Genomic DNA, 19,694 nt, shown 5'->3' on the forward strand with positions numbered 1-19,694 from the left:
AGGAGTATGATGTGAAATGAGCAGAACGGAAGAATTATCCATTGCGCTGATTAAGGATGTCACCTCCCACATGCAGGGGAACGAATGCGTGATAAATTGGTACTGGGCAGAATCCGTTCCCTGCGTCTACGTGTACAAATCCCGATTTGAGACACCGTTTCATCCTGACCAGATCAATGAGAAGGATATGAAGCTATATACACGTGAGGAGTACAAGGTGCATCAGGGATATCGTGAATATATTGATGGATATGGAAGATATACGTATCGAATTTTTCCGTGCCAGCTACAGAATGGCAGACCGGTTATGCTAATTCCGGAGGGTAAGGATCACGTCGCTCACGTTAGTTCCGGTAAAGCTAAAATCTATTATTCCTTTAAAAGAGGGAAGAAATGGTTTAGTCAGTATCAAACTTTACAGATTCGCATTTTTTCGGAGATTCTTATTCCCAAGGAAGCTTTATGCTATGTAAAAAAGGAAGGCTCTCCTCCAGCGAATAAGGATGATGGCACGCAGTATGCTTTTATCCGTGATCTTGAACCAGGAGAAAACGTTATGCCTGAAATCGAGATCAAGAAAAAGGATTACATTCGCCTCTTTTTGACAGACGGAAAAAAATACGGGCAGAGCTATGAGCTGATTCCTGAATAGGAGGGAACCAACGTGTTTACATTTTTGAAAAATATGTTTGAGAAAAAACAGCCAGTCAAGGAACGGCTTCCTTTTTATGATATTGTTTGTCCCTATTGTTTTGCGAAGTATTCCCCCGATCAGGTAGTATTTAGAGCCACGCATCATCGTGATGATGACGAAAATTATGCTTTGCAGGAAGATGAGATTCTAAACCAGTACAGAGATAAATTTGGGCTTGATGCGATCGAGGAGCTGGAAGCAGTAATTGACCCGGCTACGATACCGCAGGAAAATCAGCTTTATGTTGATCAGGTTTTGGCAGGGCTGACTGATCGTTACGGTATGGTTACCAAACGCAGACTTTGCCCGAAATGTCATAATGAACTTCCGATTACAGCCGGAAAAGCACCAAGTAATATTATTTCCATCGTGGGTGCCTCACAAGTAGGCAAGTCTGTCTATATGACATCGCTGATTCACACCCTACAAAATACAACGGCAAATCATTTTAATGCTGCCTGCATGCCATTAAACGCACAGATTAGTCGCAAGTTCCGGGAAAATTACGAGGCCCCTTTATTTGAGAGAGGCCAATTGCTTGACTCTACACAAAAGGAAAAGCGGCAGGAGCCATTTATTTTTCAGTTTATTTTTAAGGATAGTGAACAAGCCCCGCTCATTCTAGTGTTTTTTGATGTTGCGGGTGAGGGAATGGTAGATCGTGAATATTTGGAGCTATATGCATCCCACGTGAAAAATTCCTCAGGCATTCTATTCCTTGTCGATCCGCTGCAAATTAGAACGATACGCGACAAGATCATGTTTAATGTAGGCGATGAGCCAGGGGAGTTTACTGCTAGATATGATGAGCCTCGTGAAGTGCTCATTACCCTATTTGAGAACTTTATCGGATATGAGGAGCACAGCAAAACCAATATACCGACTGCTGTTGTACTGACCAAAAGCGATATGCTACACATGCTGAAGGAAGACGATAGTGAGTATATTAAATCAAACAGCAATGTGTTTCGAAATTTCGTTCATAAACAGTATCTGAACACGAGTGAATTCGAAAATATCAATGGAGAGATAAGGCGCTTCATTGAAAAAGTAGATCGACCTTTTAAGGATGCACTGGAGGTTTATTTTACAAATACGGCTTATTTTGCTGTATCTGCGCTGGGAAGTAACCCGGTTAACCAAAAGGTGACTGGCGTAGTGACGCCTGTTCGTGTAGATGAACCGTTTATTTGGCTGTTACATCAATTGGATTATATTGATGGGAGGGAGCAATAGTGGGACGGCAGCATATTCAACAGCAGTACTATACGCGAGGGCGGCAAGGGATTTTCCGCTCAAACGAAGGATACGACACCGTCTCTAAATCTGCTTCTCTGGACAATTCATTTATCAAGAAGACGCTTCATCCGTTTTGTGTCTATAATGCTCCTAAAGAGCTGCAGGAAAAGGGAGAAACACAGGTAGAGAAGTATCCAGAGGCACTTTTCTGTTTTCGCGCTGAATCAGGCGAGATGGTCATTGGGAAAAGCGTTTATGTAGGAGCAGACTTTACAGGACAGCGGAACACATTCTTTACCCATAATTATGTGATCCCAAGTGTGCAACGAGATGAATTTTGTAAAACGCCAGCAAAAATTTTCGGCATCAATTCCTTTGTAAATCATCATGAGGAAACAGACGGGAAAGAGTTGCCTGAGTTAGAGGATTTACCATATCAGAGTCTTAGCACTGGTGATAAAAAGCAGATTCTAGCGCGGTTAGGGATTGATGAGCAAGCCTTTAAACAGCTTCTATTCGCTACCATGAGCTCTCTATCAACGAAGAAAAAGGTATTTATTAGCTTGGATGTTGATATCAGTGAGACCTCTAAAGCTGCTGCTCAATTATTAGAGATTCTGTATGGCTGCTTGCCTTATGAGATGCGTAGACAATTTGGGTTCCTTACTTATACAAATGAACCAGAAAGTAAAAAGTATCTCCACGTTATTTTTGTTGAAAAGGGTAGCATTAGGTCTGGTAACGGACATATGAATAAAGATTTTCTGTTTGATTTTGCAAACCAATCGATACTTCATGCTGATATCCAAGGTAAGCACGAGTATCTTAGCTTTGCGTGGACGAATTTGAATGAAGCAGTTGTGCTCAAGTCGTTTTACGAGTTCGTTGACGAAATTCTTGCAGGAGAGGATCCTGCTAAGGGTTTGAGCATTGCCACGTATTATGAATTATGTACGCTGTTTTTGATAGAAACAGGTAAACTGAGCGTCTATGAACGCAATAAAGCGGCGGTATGGCAGGTACTCCTACATTACCTTCGTAATGAACGCTTAATAAACAAACAGAGATTATTTGCGTTGTTTGGACTTTTATTTGGGACGGAAAAAACGGCTGTTACTTCCAAGAGCCTGCCCTCCGTCGAACTGATTACCTTGATCTGTGAAGCGTATAACGTTGTTGAGAATCAAGATACCCGCAAAGAGATCGTGATGTACCTGATGGATGTTCTTCTGAAGGGGAAAAGCTCTCAGCAAACAGAGTATGTTGAGCAGGTATACAAGCAACTCTCAGGTAATCATGAATTGTTTACGTTTATGATGAATACCATTTTGAGCTATGAAAAGGTTGTGAAGCCTTTATTTGAGGAATATGTAGCTCAACGCTTAGCAAACTGCTACAAACTAGATGATGCAGTCAAGGAAATGAGCTTTTGGGCTGTTCATGCTTCCCAAGCTCTGCAGAATCCTTTTTTCATGAATAGTACGGAGCAAAAATTGCTGAGCTTATTTAAAGAGGAGAAACGAAAGGTAGAAGCGGCACTGTCGGTTCATCAAACGTTGGGTAAGTGGCGAGTCGGTCACAGTTATACGAGCAGGGTGTTAGAAGAGCTAGACAAAAGTTTACTGAAGCATCTTTCTTTGGAGGTCTTATCCAAGGAGGATGTTAAGAAGATTGTTTCTTTGTTTGAGCATAAACCGCAAAGCTTTTTCACAGCACTAGATTCACAGAGCGAATATAAGCTGGAACTACTAATGAACGTCTTTTCTCTAGAAACAGAGACGGGGACGCCTTTGCCCGAAGAATTTTATCGGAATTGGGATGCGGCTGACATCCAAATCCAGCAGAAGCTGATTCGCAAGATGGTAGTCAGTCCATTAGATGAAGGCAGTTTCCCAAAGATAGCGCTTATTTTTTATCGTGGCGATTCCCAGAATTCGCATACCGCGTTTGATTTTGACAGCATGCTTACTTTTGTTCGGCAGCATGGGGGAGAAGAAACTGCCTATCTGTTCATTCGGTGGTTCGTAAAGCAAAGGATGTTTCTGATAGATAGAAAGCTTGTCCCTTCTTATCGTCACGTCTTGAAGCAATATCTATTGCATGATAACGCTAAAAGACTACGGGATAAAGAATGGCGAAAACGTTGGTACGCTATTCGTAACCCGGAATTTAGAGAAATACTGCATGAGGCAGAGAGTGAGTCGTCAAATGCTGTATCGAGATTCTTTCGCCAAAACAAGGGCATGGCTGTGATCGGGTTGCTAGCGATGCTTACGGTAGGTACAGTTGGAGGGGTAATGCTTTATTCCAAAAGCCAGGCTCCTATTCCAGCGACCCTTCCTGCTGCAGTAACAACACCTGTTACTAGTGAAGAAGAGGATGCTACACCGATATTTGTGGAAAAGGGACAAGCTGAATCAATAGACAACACACCAATCTATATGCTATTGCAGCCAAATGTGAAACCGGTGAACATATCGTCTGTCCCAGCTAAATAGAGCAGGTATAAAAAATAGAAGCAGGTAAGGCCAAAGAGCCCTACCTATAAAAAAGAGGACTAGTCAATTCATTTGGACTGGTCTTCTTTTTTTATAGAAAGCTCAAATTCTCCATTATGATTCGGGATTTAATCCATGGCTGTCGCGTCTCTATTTCAACTACTATTTATAAAGACATGATGAGAAGGGGGATAAGGAGATGAGAGAGGTCTTCGTTACAGAAACGGTGGGAGACAGGGAAATTATGATTTACTTGCCTCCTACTTATGAAGCCGGGGGGAGCTTTCCTGTGGTATACGTACAGGATGGCAGCTATTTGGTCCATACATGCATGAATTTGCTGGAGCATCTTTTCATTACCAAGGAGCTGCCCGAAATGATTTTCGTGTGTATTCCACCGCACAATCGAAATGATGAATATACGCCATGGCCTGCAAAAGCACTGTTTAGCAGCTACCCTGATTTTGGTGGTAAGGGCGCAGAGTACCTTTCTTACGTTGTTCATACGTTAAAGCCTCATGTAGATTCCGTTTATCGAACAAAAGCGGAAGCGGAGCATACGGGAATAATCGGCGGCTCTTTTGGCGGAATGATTTCATTATATGCCGCTTACCTGTATCCTGAAGTATTTGGACGTATAGGATTGCTATCTGCCTCCGTATGGTTTGAAGGACTGCTAGATTATATCCGTGACCATCAGATTGGTTCTGGTAAGCAACGAATGTACATGTATGTAGGAAGTCTGGAAGGCATCTATAAGAAAAACATTCAGGCTAATATGGTTGAGTATACGTATAAGGCTCATGAGTTTTTAATCGGAAATGGATTTCCAAAGGAGCAATTGAAGCTCGTGGTAGAAGAAGGCGGGACGCATGACGGGCTTTTCTTTATTAAGCACTTTCCACAGGCGATGAAATGGCTGTTTACATCGTAAATAAAAAAACTGAACTAGTATGTAAAACTGATATTAACTCGTCGATTCTATTCGCCAATGAGATGAATGCTTGGATAGTAAAATTACATCATGAGGATTGATTGTCAAATGAAATAGATTGAGAGAAGATACGGTCATTATGCTATCTTCTCTTTTTTATTTTATTGATATGGGCACTCACATGTTCCATGTAAAATAACGAGTTTAGTGTGGAATATTTTGTCTATTTATCGTGTCAAAAATTAGAATGCATGAAGGACGATTTGTGTCAGAGTCTTATTGACACATAGAGCCTATACATACAATATTGGGTAATCTATTAATCTGGGGTGTGATTCTCAGAACTAAGAATAAAAATTTTCTGAAAAGTGGTGGATTTCGGCAAAAAATTATAAGACAACTGAGAACGATTTTCGAATATAATGATGAAAGGCAGTTAGGAAGGAAAAGCACGATTAGTTACGAGTTGAACGTAACGTTATATGTCGCTAACAAAGAGAGGGTTAACAACAATCAAAACCTTTGCATTGTTATAGTGTACTATAGATGGGCATGAATCATCTTCCCCCTTTGATTCGGAATCCATGCGTTACTGTAAAAGTAAAGATTCAAAGAGAGGAAGATTACTATTAGCGTGAAGCTGGAAAAACAAGTTAATTGGAGAAAGAAAATCGCCCCCTATGAAAAATCCCAGATTAAGTATAGTGTACGACAGCTAATCAATACGTTGATCCCATTTTGTCTGCTTTGGTATGGTGCATATCTATGTTTATCTGTATCATACTGGTTGAGTCTAGTATTGATTGTCCCTGCTGGAGGTTTTCTCATTCGTATATTTATTATCTTTCATGATTGTTGCCACTACTCTTTCTTTAAAAATCGGAAGGCAAACGAGATTGTTGGTTTGATTACAGGGATTCTAACATGTTGCCCCTATGAGCAATGGAAGAGATCCCACTCTATACATCACGCGACAAGCAGTAATTTAAATAAACGAGGCACGGGAGATGTATGGACACTCACAGTAGATGAGTACGTAGCCTTGTCACCTAGTAAGCGGTTGTTCTATCGGTTGTATCGGAATCCATTCATCATGTTTGGTCTAGGCCCTATCTATATATTTTTGATTAATTACCGATTTAACCGCAAAGGTGTAGGGCAAAAGGAACGCCTTAATACGTATATAACCAATCTAGGCATCGTTTCCCTATCGGGTGTACTGTGCTGGACTTTAGGTTGGCAAGCGTTTTTGCTCATTCAGGGACCGATCTTTCTTATCTCAGGTGCAGCAGGTGTATGGTTGTTTTATGTACAGCATCAGTTTGAGGATACGTATTTTGAACAAGAAGAGAACTGGGATTATGTAAAAGCGGCCTTACAGGGAAGCTCCTTTTACAAATTGCCAAAGGTCCTGCATTGGATTACAGGTAATATTGGCTTTCACCATATTCACCATTTAAGTCCGCGTGTACCTAACTATTACTTGGCTTCGGCTTATAAGAATAATGCCTTCTTACAGGACGTGAGAAGCATTACATTGCTATCAAGTCTGAGATCACTCCGCTTCCGACTGTGGAGTGAGGAAAGCAAGAAATTCGTGGGGTTTAAAGATGTACACCACAGGATCATGAAAAATAATTTGGAAAAAACCAGTTAATTCAAAAGAGTACCATGTAAAGTCATGAAATAAAAACCTAGCACCGATCAATAGGTACAAAACAAGTACCTGAATGATGGGCTAGGTTTTGTTGTAGTTGTTATGAAGTCGTCTGTTCTGCAAACCAATCGTTATCAAGCATGTCCTGTACGCGTTTGGAGATTGTTCCGGCAGAGACATTATATTTGCTTGCTAATGCCGCCTGAGTGATGGGAATATCCATAATCGTCGCAATCGAATATTCAATCGAAGCTTCTATGATTCCAGCTTTTCGGATTACGGGATGGGTAGCATGAGCGTATTTATGCCATAAATTGATGGCCGCAGCAATGATGTCAGGCTTGTAATCTGCCTGCATATTCTTCACAATATTGTGGGCTGTAGTTATATAATCCTCGTTATCCCATGTTAAATCTAAATCAATATATTTATGCAACAATTGATTGGTTCCTGTTGATGATGAATGAAGGAAATCGCGTTGCTCATCTTTAGGTAAACAACATTTTTTATATTTTTTGCCACTCCCACATGGGCAAAGTGAGTTTCTGCCAATATCCAAAATAACCACTTCCTTTTTATAACCTGATTGTTAATAATATGTAGTATAACATATAAAAAAACCATTCCTCGACTGATGACGAAGAATGGTCTTTGTTTTTGTTAAACCTGTAAGGTCCATATTCCTGCACACTCTGGTACCTGTAGGAGCGATTGGCTAGCCACTTTTTCTGCTAGCTCCTCTCCAAAGAAAAACCTTGTCAGGTCTGTAGCTTCTTCTACACTCTCAAAATGATAATCCAATCTAATCCAAGAAAAGGAAAAGCCATAATCTTGTTCAAGTGATCTGTAATAATCCTGTAAAAATACCGGGGGATGCGGAGTTTCATATCCGGTCCCCATTGTTTCCAAAATAATAGCTGTACCGCCAGGGCGAAGGACGCGTTTCATTTCCTCCATTACCTGCTTGATATTATGCTTCCAAGTAGGATCGGCAGAGCTTGCTAGGTAGCCAATGCTCCAGCCTGATACTAATAGATCAGCAGAGTCATTAGCTGCGGGAAGAGCGCGGTGATCAGCCACCTGTGTTTTCCAATTGTGAAGACCGGCTTGCTTTAATTTGTGTGCTGTTATTTGCAGCATAGCTTCGGATGCATCGAGAGCAACGATTGATTTAGCATGCTTAGCTAGCGCTGTAGTAAGTCTGCCTGTACCGGCTCCCAGATCAATAATGTCTGTATTTTCAATCGGTGTTATCTGGTTCATTACAGCATAGAGACTTGGTTGCTTTGAAATTAATCGTTCGTATTTCTCGGCTTGATTCTGATAGATATCGGGATGATTTGGTTGTGCCATGCATAGTCCTCCTCATATGTTGTTGGACTTTAGCATAAGGCTTGACGTTACGAGAAGGTCAATACCAAGGGACACATCTCTATCTGATCGGGACGGCATACATGACATAGAGTAGCTCATGTAGTTTCTGGTGCTTCACAATATATCCATTGCGAGTAAACCAATCGAGAAGCTGTTCGCTATTTGCATAATATTTATCCTGAATAGCTGTATAGATGTCTCTTTTCCCCTGTTTCAGCAACCCATCTAGGTATTGCTTTTTATGTCTTTCATTTTTAAACATCAAATCGGTTATACAAATCCGGCCGCGTGGCTGTAAGACTCGGCGCATTTCGTCTAATGCCATCAGCTTTTGAGCATCTGTAATATGGTGGAAGGCAAAGCTGGTCACAATAAAATCAAACTGATTGTCCAGGTAGGGAATGGCTAGGAAATTGCCCAGTTTCGTTTCCATTTGTGGATACTTGCGTTTGCATTGCTTCAGCATTTCTTTTGATTGATCGACACCTGCCATCCGGATGCCTTTATCTATAAAGCGTGCTGCTAAATTCCCCGTACCTGTGCCCATGTCCAATCCTCTTTCCTTAGGAATAGGATCGACCCATTGAAGCGTTATATCCAGTGCTTCCTCGTAGTTTTGGTAGACATGAAAGCTCTGTTCGTTACGCAAGACGTGCACATCATGGGTTCTAGCCTGATGATCAAAATTCCACTTATCATGCCAGTTTTTGCGTAAGTCTCTAAGACGTTTAGAGCCTTCTGCCAGAGTAAAAATCTGCTCCAACGACAGTTCCTTGTTTTGTACCAAGCGTTCTATCATTTGATCGGTTGTACGAATGTTTTCCTTCAGCTCCAGCCATTGTGCAAACATGACATACCGCTGTAGCTCCAAGTAATATTGAAGCTCGTCATGATTGCCCTCATCGATTTGCTTTAGGGCCACTTTAATATCAGGAATAGACATCCCCACTTCCCGTAAGGCAATAATGGTTTGCAGGCGCCAGACGTCTTTCTCTGTAAAATCACGATAGTTGTTCTCCTGATTTTTAGCTGGTGTTAATAATCCCTTTTCTTCATAAAAGCGAATGGCTCGTGGAGAAATAGTAAGTTTGTCTGATATTTCCTTGATTTGCATCTGTCAGTCACCTACCCAAGATTATTGAAACAATAACGCAGGGGAAACGTCGAAAGCACGAAAGCTCGCGAAACTACTTCTATGTCAGAATAAAAAAATGGTAATCATCATCGAAAAATAATCCATAGTGTTAGCTTGTAAACCAAGGAACCTAGCTTAAAGAGAGTGCTTTGACCCAGTTGGTTACGAGCCTTCCGATTGCTAGAAATTGCTTTTCTGCTATCTAGTTTACTAGTTATTTCATATTCGTGCATCAGCTTCCCATTTGAGGTAGATCGTTGCCTAGGGGAGGCCTTTTTTGGACGGATATTTTATTCTTGAAAATATTTATAAAATTTAAAATTAAATCTGTAACAGTTTGTCTATGGATTTTGTTACTATTTTGTACGATTAAAGTAATGTACAAGAAAATTTCGATATACGGATATCACAGAAAGTGGAGGGATTAATTTGAGTTTTAGGCTTCAGTTTAAATCGATTAAAGCGCAACTGCTTTTTATCATTGGTGGGTTGCTTATTACCACATGTATTGGGCTTACATTGTTAGCTTATTTTACCGCTCAAAAACAAATTGAAAATACAGCCGAAACGATGCTTTCTCCTCTTGCCCAGCAAACGGCCAATTATTATGAGGATAAGCTAAAAAATGAGGTAACATTTATTGAGGGAGTAGCATCCCGCAAGGAAATCGAAAATTACCAAGCCAACCCACAGGAAGCTCAAGATAGTGTTTCTAGGCTGATAAAAAAACGTGGGGCAAGTAAATGGGGAATTGCTGATCTCTCCGGAAAAGTAGTTTTAGGACCTCAATCGAATACGAGTATCGCACAGCGAGACTATTTTAAGAAAGCCCTTGCTGGTCATTCCAATACTTCAGATGTGATTGTCTCCATGGAAGATAATTCGTTAATCATCATTTTCGGAACTCCTATCTACTTAGAAGGAAAAATAAATAGCGTGTTGTACATGGAGTATAAAGTTGATAAATTATTGGAAATGATTTCAGACCTTACTTTTAGTAAAACAGGACGAGCTTATGTGCTTAATAAACAAGGAACGGTAGTAGCCCATGAAGATATGGAGTTAGTTTTTGCCCAAGAGAACGTAATAAAAGCGGCTGAAACTGATCCAGCGCTCCGTGATTTGGCTGAGCTCGAACAAAAAATGATCAGTGGGGTCAATGGTACAGGGTCTTACGAATATAACGGCGTAAATAAATATGTAGGCTTTGCCCCTATTCCACTTACTGGCGGCGGACTTGCTATCTATATTGAGCAGAATGACCTGTTGAATGGAACTGTTGTCATGCGCAACTATTTATTCGCTATTTCCTCCGTCTTCCTGCTTCTTGGAGGTATTGCGGTTTATTACTACTCTTATTCTCTATCACGTTCGATTCAAGGCTTCAAAAATATCTTTTCCTTCATGGCTAAAGGTGAGCTATGTACCGCTATTGATCAGAAGCTACTAAACCGCCGTGATGAAATCGGTGATATGTCACACATGCTCGAGGATATGAAACAATCCTTTAGTGGCTTAATTGGCGTTATTCAAAAGCAGTCCACTGAAATTGATCGTTCCTCCCATACTCTAAGCAATATTTCGCAAGAGATGAGTACAGCGACAGAAACGGTTTCCAATTCAATTCAAGAGGTAGCTGCTGGAGTAACTTCTCAAACAGAAGAGCTTGTCGAAATCAGTGAAATTCTGACCTCGTATGGCAAAGGCTTAGATGATATGGTAGCCTCTATCGAGGATGTGGACCACAACGGGAAAAACATTCATGCAAGAGCAAGTGAAAGCAATGAAAACATGGACAAATTGATTGTATCGGTAGATCAGGTGAATCAAATTTTCAAAGAATTTATTGATAGAATCGTTGCAGCAAATGAAAATTTAAACGGTGTGCATCATATTACGACTGCCATCAATGAGATTGCCGAACAAACAAACCTATTGGCTTTAAATGCGGCTATAGAAGCTGCACGTGCAGGTGAGTCGGGACGAGGCTTCGCTGTAGTAGCAGATGAGGTGCGCAAATTAGCAGAGCAATCTCGCCAATCAGCTCAAATGATTGCCGATATGATTACCTCTGTCTCCTCTGATTCCGATCAGATGCTAGAAAATGCAAGATCAATGAGTCAAGCTATGTCTGGTCAAAAAGAGGAAATGGATTTGGCAATGAGCTCCTTCCGTGAAATTATTCGCGAAATAGAGAACATCAATCCGAAGCTGGAGCAAATTAGCTACTCTGCACAAGAAATGCAAAAACAAAAAGAAGAGATTTTAGAAAAAGTAGAAACAAGCTCTAGCATTTCTGAAGAAGTAGCTGCTTCCTCGGAAGAAATCGCTGCAACCTCTGAACAAGCTTCTGCAGCAGCTCAGGAAGTTCATGCAACGGCAAGTTCGCTTGCAGGCATGACAAAGCAAATGCAGGAGGAATTAGAGCGTTTTAAAGTGTAAGGATTATTCCATGAAAGCAGACTTGCTAGAAATAGAGTGTTTGCAATAGATTTTACCAACTGATATTGATTTGCAGATGACTGCTTCTCTCTTGAAGAGGAGCAGTTTTTTATTTTCTGACCAACACTCCTTCTGGCATATATATGAGATATGCCCACATTGACAGTCTTGCTCCACCGTATAGATTCAGTAGTATTTGGAAATCACTACCTGCTGTCAAAAACGATCGAGTATTTACTATGGATAAAAACTCCTCTGTATTTAATGACCCAATTTCGTTAGGGGGGGGGCAGCTTGATTTTATTGTCGAGAGGCTTACGAAGTAATTGCATATGATAGATAGACCCCCAACATACAAAACCCCCTCCTGCGCCCTTTTAAAATGGACGAGGAGGGGGTTTTGCGTACTTCCTATTTTCCTTTGCTATTTACCGTAATAGCTTCTTAGCAAATCGGCGATTCCAAGCGGGTTCTTACGAAGATCCTTAGCGCTAAAGAATACATCGCCCTTTACCTGAGGGAACTGAGTATTAAACTGCAATTGATTAATAATCTCCTGAGCTGATTGCCAGCCTGCTTCCTTTGTTCCCAGCTTATAAGGAGAATGCCCTACATATAGCTTCACATTGGTTCCATTCACTTCATTAGCCCACCAATTAACGAGCTTGTCGTACTGGGCGGCAGAGAAGGAGAAGCTCCAGTAGATTTGCGGCATAACATAATCAATCCAGCCTTGCTTAATCCATGTACGAACGTCTGCATGCATATTGTCATAAGCAGTCACGCCGGCTTTTGTGTCCGATCCGGTACTGTCCATCGATTTATTGCGCCATACACCAAATGGACTTATACCATATTGTACTTGTGGCTTAGCGCTATGAATGGCTTCCCCTAATTGACGAACAAATTGATTAATATTATCGCGGCGCCACTCCGCTTTTGTGGCAAACGAGTTGAAGTTATAAGCCTTGAAGGTGGCGTCATCAGGGAATACCCCGTCAGATGGATAGAAGTAATCGTCCAGATGAACTCCATCGATTTGGTATCGGTTGACTACCTCCATAATTTCCGTGATGATTTGTTGACGTGCTTCAGGTATTCCCGGGTTAATGTAGAGCTTGTTTTTCGCATTAATGATCCACTCTGGATGGAGCTTTGCTACATGGTTAGCAGCTAATTGATCGGTTTTTGCATCAACGTTAGCTCTAAAAGGGTTAAACCAAGCATGAAACTCCATACCGCGTTTATGTGTTTCTTCAATCATAAAAGCAAGAGGATCATAGCCTGGGTCTTTTCCCTGTGTTCCTGTCAGGTATTTAGACCATGGAACTAGTGTTGATGGATAAAAGGCATCTGCAGAAGGACGAACCTGGACAAATACAGTATTTAAGCCCATTCCCTGTATAGAGTCTAGCAATTGTATGTACTCTTGTTGTTGTTTGCCCATATTGCTGTAGGAAGCGGCGGAAGGCCAATCTAAATTATAAACGGTAGATACCCAGACACCTCGCAAAGAACGATCGATGGTAGTAGGCACTCCGGGAATAGGAGTGAAATCAGGGTTTGTATTTTCAGGACTGATGACATTGCCAGGATATTCAGGGTATAGTCCGTTTCCCGGTCCTGCAATGTCTGGTGGCGGCAACTGATTAGAATTAGCTTGGTTACCTGATTGCAGTGTGATGGTTTGTGTAGGCTGATCCCAAGCTACTTGAAGACCTAATTGTTGACTTACAAAGCGCAGCGGAACGATGACACGACCTTGCTTGTTTACTACGGAAGAGTCTAAGTGAACTTTCGATCCGTTTACCGTTGCATAATTTTGCTTTACGGTCATGCTTATGTTGGTGTCTGGCTTACGAATTGTCACGGTTTGCTTAGATTGATCCCAATTGGCCTGAGCACCTAGGCCTTCGCTGATAACACGAAGCGGAACCATGGTGACATTTACTTTTGGAATGATGTACGGTGGAACATCACTATTTATTCTTTGTCCATCCAGGTAGATACTAATCCCCTGGGAAGCCTGAGCTTGCACCGACTGGCCCATCATGGGGACGCATAGTGTGAACAAAAGAAGCAGGGCGAATAACTGGCGAAGCTTCATTCTTACAATCCTCCCGAATCAATAGATTTTTTTAAAAAAATGCTCTATTAGCTTTAGACGTTCTAGTAGGAAACTTTGTTACGTTTATTTACCAGAACAAGTAGAAAAAATTAGGTAGAACATGGACAACAGAGAGGAACAGGATTACTGCTTTATGTAGCTCGATATGGAGAGTAGCTTTCATTTTATTTAAAAATTCTAATAAAAAGAAAATTCTTTGTATTTTTCTGTAGAATCGGGTAGGTTCTCTTTACGATACGAAATATAAAACCATAAATAAGGGGGATTCTGGTTGATTAGCTTTCATCAAGTGAACAAACATTATGGAAATTTCCACGTGCTTAAAAACATTAATCTTCACATCAACCAGGGAGAGGTTGTCGTGGTCATCGGACCTTCCGGGTCTGGGAAAAGCACATTGGTTCGCTGTATGAATCGCCTAGAAACGATTTCAAATGGAGAACTGATTGTAGACAACATCAAGGTCAATGACAAAAATACCGACATTAATCGGCTTCGTCGAGATATCGGTATGGTGTTTCAGCATTTTAACCTGTATCCGCACAAGACTGTGTTGCAAAACATCACATTAGCTCCCATTAAGGTGTTGGGGATTTCTGAGAAAGAAGCAAAAGAGACTGCGATGTCTTATTTAGAGAAAGTCGGGATACCTGATAAAGCGGATAAGCTGCCATCCCAATTATCCGGAGGTCAGCAACAACGTGTCGCCATTGCTCGCGGGCTAGCCATGAAGCCCAAAATCATGCTGTTCGATGAGCCTACATCTGCACTTGACCCGGAAACGATCGGAGAGGTTCTTGATGTAATGAAAAAGCTCGCTAAAGAAGGAATGACGATGGTCGTGGTAACACATGAAATGGGCTTCGCGCGTGAGGTGGCTGATCGAATTGTCTTTATGGATCAAGGCCAAATATTGGAGGAAGCGCATCCCGATCAGTTCTTTGCCAATCCGCGCGAGGAGCGGGCCCAGTTATTTTTAAGCCGGATTTTAAATCATTAATCTTTTCGAGATAAAAATAAGGAAAAGGGGTAATCAAATGAAAGCAAATAAAACCTGGAAAAAAGTATTGGGTGTAGGCTTGGCAGTGATGTTGAGCGCAACAGCATTAGCAGCATGCGGGTCTAGTAAAACACAGGATGGGGCTAGCTCATCAGGAAAGGCCGCAGCGACTAGTACAGTAGCTAAGATTAAAGAGCGAGGCAAGTACGTAGTCGGGGTTAAGTATGATTTGAATTTATTTGGGTTAAAAGATCCAGCCACGGGGAATGTCGAAGGCTTTGATATTGATATAGCGAAGGCAATTGCTAAAAAAATTCTAGGCGATGAAAATAAAATTGAATTGAAGGAAGTAACCTCTAAGACTCGTATTCCGATGTTAAAAAACGGAGAGATTGATTCCATTATTGCAACGATGACAATTACTGAAGAACGCAAGAAGGAAGTCGATTTCTCTGACGTATACTTCATGGCCGGTCAGTCCTTCCTTGTGAAGAAAGACAGCACCATCAAAGGTCTGGAGGATTTTACAAAGGGTAAAAAAGTAGTGACGGCAAAGGGTTCTACTTCAGCCAAAAACATACGTGAAAATGCTCCAGAGGCAGAGGTTCTTGAATTTGAAAACTATGCAGAAGCCTTTACCGCATTAAAGGCAGGTCAAGGTGATGCGTTAACTACAGATAATGCTTTGTTATACGGAATGGCTAAACAAGATCCGAATTTCCGTGTCGTAGAGGGAACATTTACTGAAGAACCATATGGAATTGCTTTGCCAAAGGGTGATGCGGAATTCGTAGCATTGGTCAACGATCTCCTAAAGGAAATGAAGCAAAATGGTGAATATGACAAGCTTTACGAAAAATGGATTGGCGAAAAGCCAAAAAATTAGAACCAAGTGATTTGAAGACCTGAATGGAATGGGCGTCCTCCCTACCGCTCATTCCTTTATGTCATGAAGATAAAGGGGGATTACAGCAGAGATGATCGATTTTTCTATTCTTTTAGAGCACTCCGATCTATTTATAGAAGGCTTTGGAAATACGCTTAAAGCGAGTGTGCTGGCATTAGCGGGAAGCTTGTTATTAGGGACAATTATTGCCGTTTTTTGCATTGCACCAGTACGCCCACTAAATTGGATAGGGGTAGCATATGTAGAATTTATTCGAAATATTCCCCTCCTTCTGGTTGTGTTTTTATTTTTTGTGGGGTTACCTGCATTGGGAATTGTATTAAAACCGTTTCTGGCTGGCACGCTGGGGCTTACAGTCTACACAGCGGCGTTTATTGCAGAAACGATACGCGCAGGGATCATGGCTATACCTAAGGGGCAGAGTGAGGCAGCGCGTTCGTCAGGCCTTACTTACGTACAAACCATGCGCTACATTATCTTGCCGCAGGCGTTTAAAGTTGTAATTCCACCCATGGGGAATCAATTTATCAATCTGGTGAAAAATTCCTCGATACTTGGGGTTATTGCTGGCCTTGATTTAATGTATTTTGGTGATCTGATATCAGCCGAGACCTTTGTTACATTTGATGTATATATATTTGTTGCTATTTTTTATCTCATGATAACTCTGCCGCTAAGCTTCCTCGTAGGATATCTGGAGCGACGCTTGGCGAGCCATAAATAAAGGGGAGGGCATATATGGATTTTATCGGAGCATACTCTCCTCAGTATCTTGTCTTTTTGGTAGAGGGCTTTGGGGTTACGCTCAAAGTAGCATTCATTTCGATTGTCTTGAGCTTTGCTATTGCGATTATTATCGGAACCTTGCGATATGCTCGGATTCCTGTTGTGTCACAGGCGCTTGCTACGGCGATTGAGCTTATTCGTAATTTGCCGCTTCTGTTAATCATTTTTTTCACGTATTTTGCCTTGCCAGAGGTTGGCTTAAAGCTGGATAAGGTAGCAGCGGCTATTTTAGCATTGGTAATTTTTGAAGCGGCTATGCTGTCTGAAATTGTTCGCAGCGGTTTGAATTCCGTTGATAGGGGGCAGATAGAAGCGGCGCGTTCATCCGGTCTATCTTATATGCAGACACTTTGGCATGTGGTGCTTCCGCAAGCTCTGCGTAAAATGGTTCCGCCAATTGTAAGTCAATTTATCTCCTTACTTAAGGATACATCGCTTGCAGTTGTTATTGCGCTGCCAGAATTAATGAACCATGCCCAAATTATTAACGGCCGAAACGTTAATTATGTGATACCAACCTTTTTGATGGTGGCGATGATGTATTTTATAGTGAATTACAGCTTGTCACGTGTCTCTAAACGCTTAGAAAATAAACATATATAAAGGAAATGGTTTTGCACATCTCTTTTTCCTAGTAAAATAGGGGAAAGAGATTTTTCTTTTTTTAAGAAAAGGAGGTTTTATGCGCGAACGTCTTCTGTTATTGCTGATCATTATGCTAGCAACCGCCTTTTTTGGAGAGATGAAAGTGAATCCGTTTGGAGGACCATTTCGGTTTTCGTTAGGGATTGCTGCCTTCTTCTTCGGGTTATTGTGGTTCCAGTCTGTGCCGGTATTGCTGATTGGATTGTTAACTGGTGTGTTTACTATGTGGTTTCGGGTAGGCTTGGACATTGTGGCATACGGGACAGCCTGGCAAGAAAGCTTGTTCATTCATTTGCCCTCCGCCTTTTATTATGGTAGCTTCACGTTATTGTTTCAGATAGTAAGCGCCCGCCGCTATGTAGAATCTCCGGTACTGTTAGGTTTGATAGGCGCTACGATAGACTGCGCTTCAAATTTAGTAGAGCTGTGGGTACGTGAGATAAGTGGAGTAGCTCCTGCTAGTTGGGGAGAAAGTATATTGGTGCTTTTGTTCTTTGGAGCCCTGCGCAGCTTCTTTGCGGTGGGTCTATATAATAGCTTTTCCATTCGCCAAGTACGAGCGGTAGGGGAAGTTAGACAGCAGGAGCTGGAACGGCTGCGAATGATTAACACCGGCTTGTATGAGGAAACCTTTTACCTGCGTAAATCCATGACGCAATTAGAGGAAATTACCAGAGAGAGCTATCAATTATATTGCCAGCTTTTATCGTCAGAAAATACTGAATCATCAAGAGCCTTACACATAGCCGAGCATGTGCATGAGGTAAAAAAGGATTCCCAACGCATGCTGGCTGGGTTATTAAAAATTATTAATCAAAAGGAATTAGCGCCTCAGTTATCCATATCGGAATTATGTGGTTTAGTTATACGCGCAAATCAGAAGTATGCCGAAATGATGGGAAAGAGGATACAGTTCACCGAGAAGTGCGATGTTAATCTGTCCACTAGTCAAATCTATGAGCTACTCTCTGTGTTAAATAATCTGGTAGCCAATGCAGTAGAGGCTATTCCTATTGAAGGGAAAATTGAGCTTTCGGTGGGTTTTGATAAGAGAGAAATTATTTTTCATGTTAGGGACAATGGGGCGGGTATTTTGCATGAAGATCGGGAATGGGTGTTTGAACTAGGCTATACCACAAAGTATGACAGAGAAGGAAAGCCCTCTACAGGCATAGGCCTTACGCATGCAAAAGGCATTATTCATAGCTTGGATGGTACACTCAGGATCATACATGAATCAGAACCAATCACACATTTTGAGGTGAGAATACCAACCGATCAGTTGCTAAGAGAGGAGGGGGGCTTATGCTTCGGTTTTTCCTAATTGAGGATGATGCTGTTGTACGCAGAATGCTGGAGAGACTGATTCATGAAAGTAAGCTGGGGGAAATCATTGGACAAGCCAGCGATGGTATCCATGTCTCTATTGACCAATTATATGGTGTAGACGTTGTTTTAATTGACTTATTAATGCCAGGGATGGATGGAATACAGACGATTAAAAAGCTTCAAGGGGAGGGCTTTACCGGTAAATTTATCATGGTATCTCAGGTAGAAAATAAAGAAATGATCGGGGAAGCGTACTTACAAGGAATAGATACCTTTATTCAAAAGCCGATTAATAAGCTTGAGGTGCTTTCCGTATTAAAACGGGTAGCCGACCATCTCTCATTGGAAGCATCCTTACAATCTATTCGCAAATCGCTTCAGATATTGGATATTAAGGGGAAGGAACAGATGAATCAGCGGTATCAAGGCTTTCATGCACCACGTCTTGGATCGTTTGAACAGAACCATCTGGAACAAAATGCACGCCAGCTCTTACTACAGCTAGGAATTGCAGGTGAGGCAGGGGCACGTGATCTTTTTGCCATGATTCAATGGCTGGCTACGGAAGAACGTGGGGGGCATTTATTGCGGGATATGCAGCTAAAGGAGCTGTATGCCCGGGTATTGCAGAGAATGTCCAATAAAATAGATGAGCAGGTACTTGTAAAAGAAGTTCGGGCTATGGAGCAGCGGATTCGCCGAATGGTGCTACAGGCCTTTACACATTTATCCTCGTTAGGATTAACCGATTATGCGAATCCTACATTTGAACATTTTGCTCCTCGCTTATTTGATTTCAAAGAGGTGAGATTGCGAATGAAGGAGCTTGAAGCCGGCGAAAAAACTACGAAATGTCGCATAAATGTAAGGAAGTTTTTATCTGTATTTTTTATGGAAACAAAAAAATGAGGGATGTCTCCATCATA

The 19,694-nt window shown here is 41.5% G+C and carries 16 protein-coding genes; 12 read left to right on the forward strand and 4 right to left on the reverse strand.

Annotated features, from left to right (window positions below; genetic code table 11):
- Positions 1-16 precede the first annotated feature (16 nt).
- From AYJ08_RS14345 to desA, 5 genes are all read left to right on the forward strand, one after another.
- Positions 17-652, forward strand: coding sequence for a hypothetical protein (locus tag AYJ08_RS14345; protein ID WP_064018297.1), 636 nt, complete (start codon positions 17-19; stop codon positions 650-652).
- 12 nt (positions 653-664) lie between these two features.
- On the forward strand, positions 665-1,930 hold the full coding sequence (locus AYJ08_RS14350) for a TRAFAC clade GTPase domain-containing protein (RefSeq protein ID WP_197490678.1): 1,266 nt from the start codon (positions 665-667) through the stop codon (positions 1,928-1,930).
- Entirely contained in the window at positions 1,930-4,431 is a 2,502-nt protein-coding gene (locus AYJ08_RS14355) for a GAP1-N2 domain-containing protein (protein ID WP_064018298.1), read from the forward strand. Before AYJ08_RS14350 ends, AYJ08_RS14355 begins: the two co-directional genes overlap by 1 nt.
- Before the next feature lie 199 nt (positions 4,432-4,630).
- Complete coding sequence (locus AYJ08_RS14360) at positions 4,631-5,365, forward strand: alpha/beta hydrolase (protein WP_064018299.1); 735 nt, start codon at positions 4,631-4,633, stop codon at positions 5,363-5,365.
- Between the two features lie 634 nt (positions 5,366-5,999).
- Entirely contained in the window at positions 6,000-7,022 is a 1,023-nt protein-coding gene (gene desA / locus AYJ08_RS14365) for a Delta(5) desaturase DesA (protein ID WP_064018300.1), read from the forward strand.
- 100 nt (positions 7,023-7,122) lie between these two features.
- On the opposite strand, the gene AYJ08_RS14370 is transcribed toward desA, so the two are convergent.
- The 3 genes from AYJ08_RS14370 to AYJ08_RS14380 form a co-directional block, all read right to left on the reverse strand.
- Positions 7,123-7,590, reverse strand: a complete 468-nt coding sequence (locus AYJ08_RS14370; RefSeq protein WP_231929112.1) for an SEC-C domain-containing protein — start codon at positions 7,588-7,590, stop codon at positions 7,123-7,125.
- Positions 7,591-7,682: 92 nt separating this feature from the next.
- Positions 7,683-8,375 (reverse strand): class I SAM-dependent methyltransferase, encoded by a 693-nt coding sequence (locus AYJ08_RS14375; RefSeq protein ID WP_064018302.1) that lies wholly within the window; start codon positions 8,373-8,375, stop codon positions 7,683-7,685.
- Between the two features lie 79 nt (positions 8,376-8,454).
- The gene (locus tag AYJ08_RS14380; RefSeq protein ID WP_064018303.1) at positions 8,455-9,510 is read right to left on the reverse strand and encodes a MerR family transcriptional regulator; all 1,056 of its coding nucleotides are present in this window, start codon (positions 9,508-9,510) and stop codon (positions 8,455-8,457) included.
- Positions 9,511-9,960: 450 nt separating this feature from the next.
- Here AYJ08_RS14380 and AYJ08_RS14385 point away from each other — a divergent pair, with 450 nt between their 5' ends.
- The gene (locus tag AYJ08_RS14385) at positions 9,961-11,973 is read left to right on the forward strand and encodes a methyl-accepting chemotaxis protein (protein WP_064018304.1); all 2,013 of its coding nucleotides are present in this window, start codon (positions 9,961-9,963) and stop codon (positions 11,971-11,973) included.
- A gap of 424 nt (positions 11,974-12,397) precedes the next feature.
- Here the strand turns inward: AYJ08_RS14385 and AYJ08_RS14390 are convergent, their stop codons facing one another.
- Positions 12,398-14,080: a family 10 glycosylhydrolase gene (locus tag AYJ08_RS14390; RefSeq protein WP_064018305.1), complete on the reverse strand. Its 1,683-nt coding sequence runs from the start codon at positions 14,078-14,080 to the stop codon at positions 12,398-12,400.
- A gap of 292 nt (positions 14,081-14,372) precedes the next feature.
- Here AYJ08_RS14390 and AYJ08_RS14395 point away from each other — a divergent pair, with 292 nt between their 5' ends.
- From AYJ08_RS14395 to AYJ08_RS14420, 6 genes are all read left to right on the forward strand, one after another.
- Positions 14,373-15,101: an amino acid ABC transporter ATP-binding protein gene (locus AYJ08_RS14395; RefSeq protein ID WP_003342894.1), complete on the forward strand. Its 729-nt coding sequence runs from the start codon at positions 14,373-14,375 to the stop codon at positions 15,099-15,101.
- A 37-nt stretch (positions 15,102-15,138) separates the two neighbouring features.
- The gene (locus tag AYJ08_RS14400) at positions 15,139-15,987 is read left to right on the forward strand and encodes a glutamate ABC transporter substrate-binding protein (protein ID WP_064018306.1); all 849 of its coding nucleotides are present in this window, start codon (positions 15,139-15,141) and stop codon (positions 15,985-15,987) included.
- A gap of 91 nt (positions 15,988-16,078) precedes the next feature.
- The gene (locus AYJ08_RS14405) at positions 16,079-16,732 is read left to right on the forward strand and encodes an amino acid ABC transporter permease (protein WP_003334084.1); all 654 of its coding nucleotides are present in this window, start codon (positions 16,079-16,081) and stop codon (positions 16,730-16,732) included.
- Between the two features lie 14 nt (positions 16,733-16,746).
- Positions 16,747-17,397, forward strand: coding sequence for an amino acid ABC transporter permease (locus AYJ08_RS14410; RefSeq protein ID WP_064018307.1), 651 nt, complete (start codon positions 16,747-16,749; stop codon positions 17,395-17,397).
- Positions 17,398-17,476: 79 nt separating this feature from the next.
- Positions 17,477-18,763, forward strand: a complete 1,287-nt coding sequence (locus tag AYJ08_RS14415) for an ATP-binding protein (RefSeq protein ID WP_064018308.1) — start codon at positions 17,477-17,479, stop codon at positions 18,761-18,763.
- Positions 18,745-19,677 carry a response regulator gene (locus tag AYJ08_RS14420; protein WP_064018309.1) on the forward strand — a complete coding sequence of 311 codons (933 nt, stop codon included), beginning with the start codon at positions 18,745-18,747 and terminating at the stop codon, positions 19,675-19,677. The genes AYJ08_RS14415 and AYJ08_RS14420 overlap by 19 nt, the downstream gene beginning before the upstream one ends.
- The last annotated feature ends 17 nt before the right edge of the window (positions 19,678-19,694 follow it).

This window comes from Brevibacillus sp. SKDU10, from assembly GCF_001645205.1.
Lineage (GTDB): Bacteria > Bacillota > Bacilli > Brevibacillales > Brevibacillaceae > Brevibacillus_B > Brevibacillus_B halotolerans.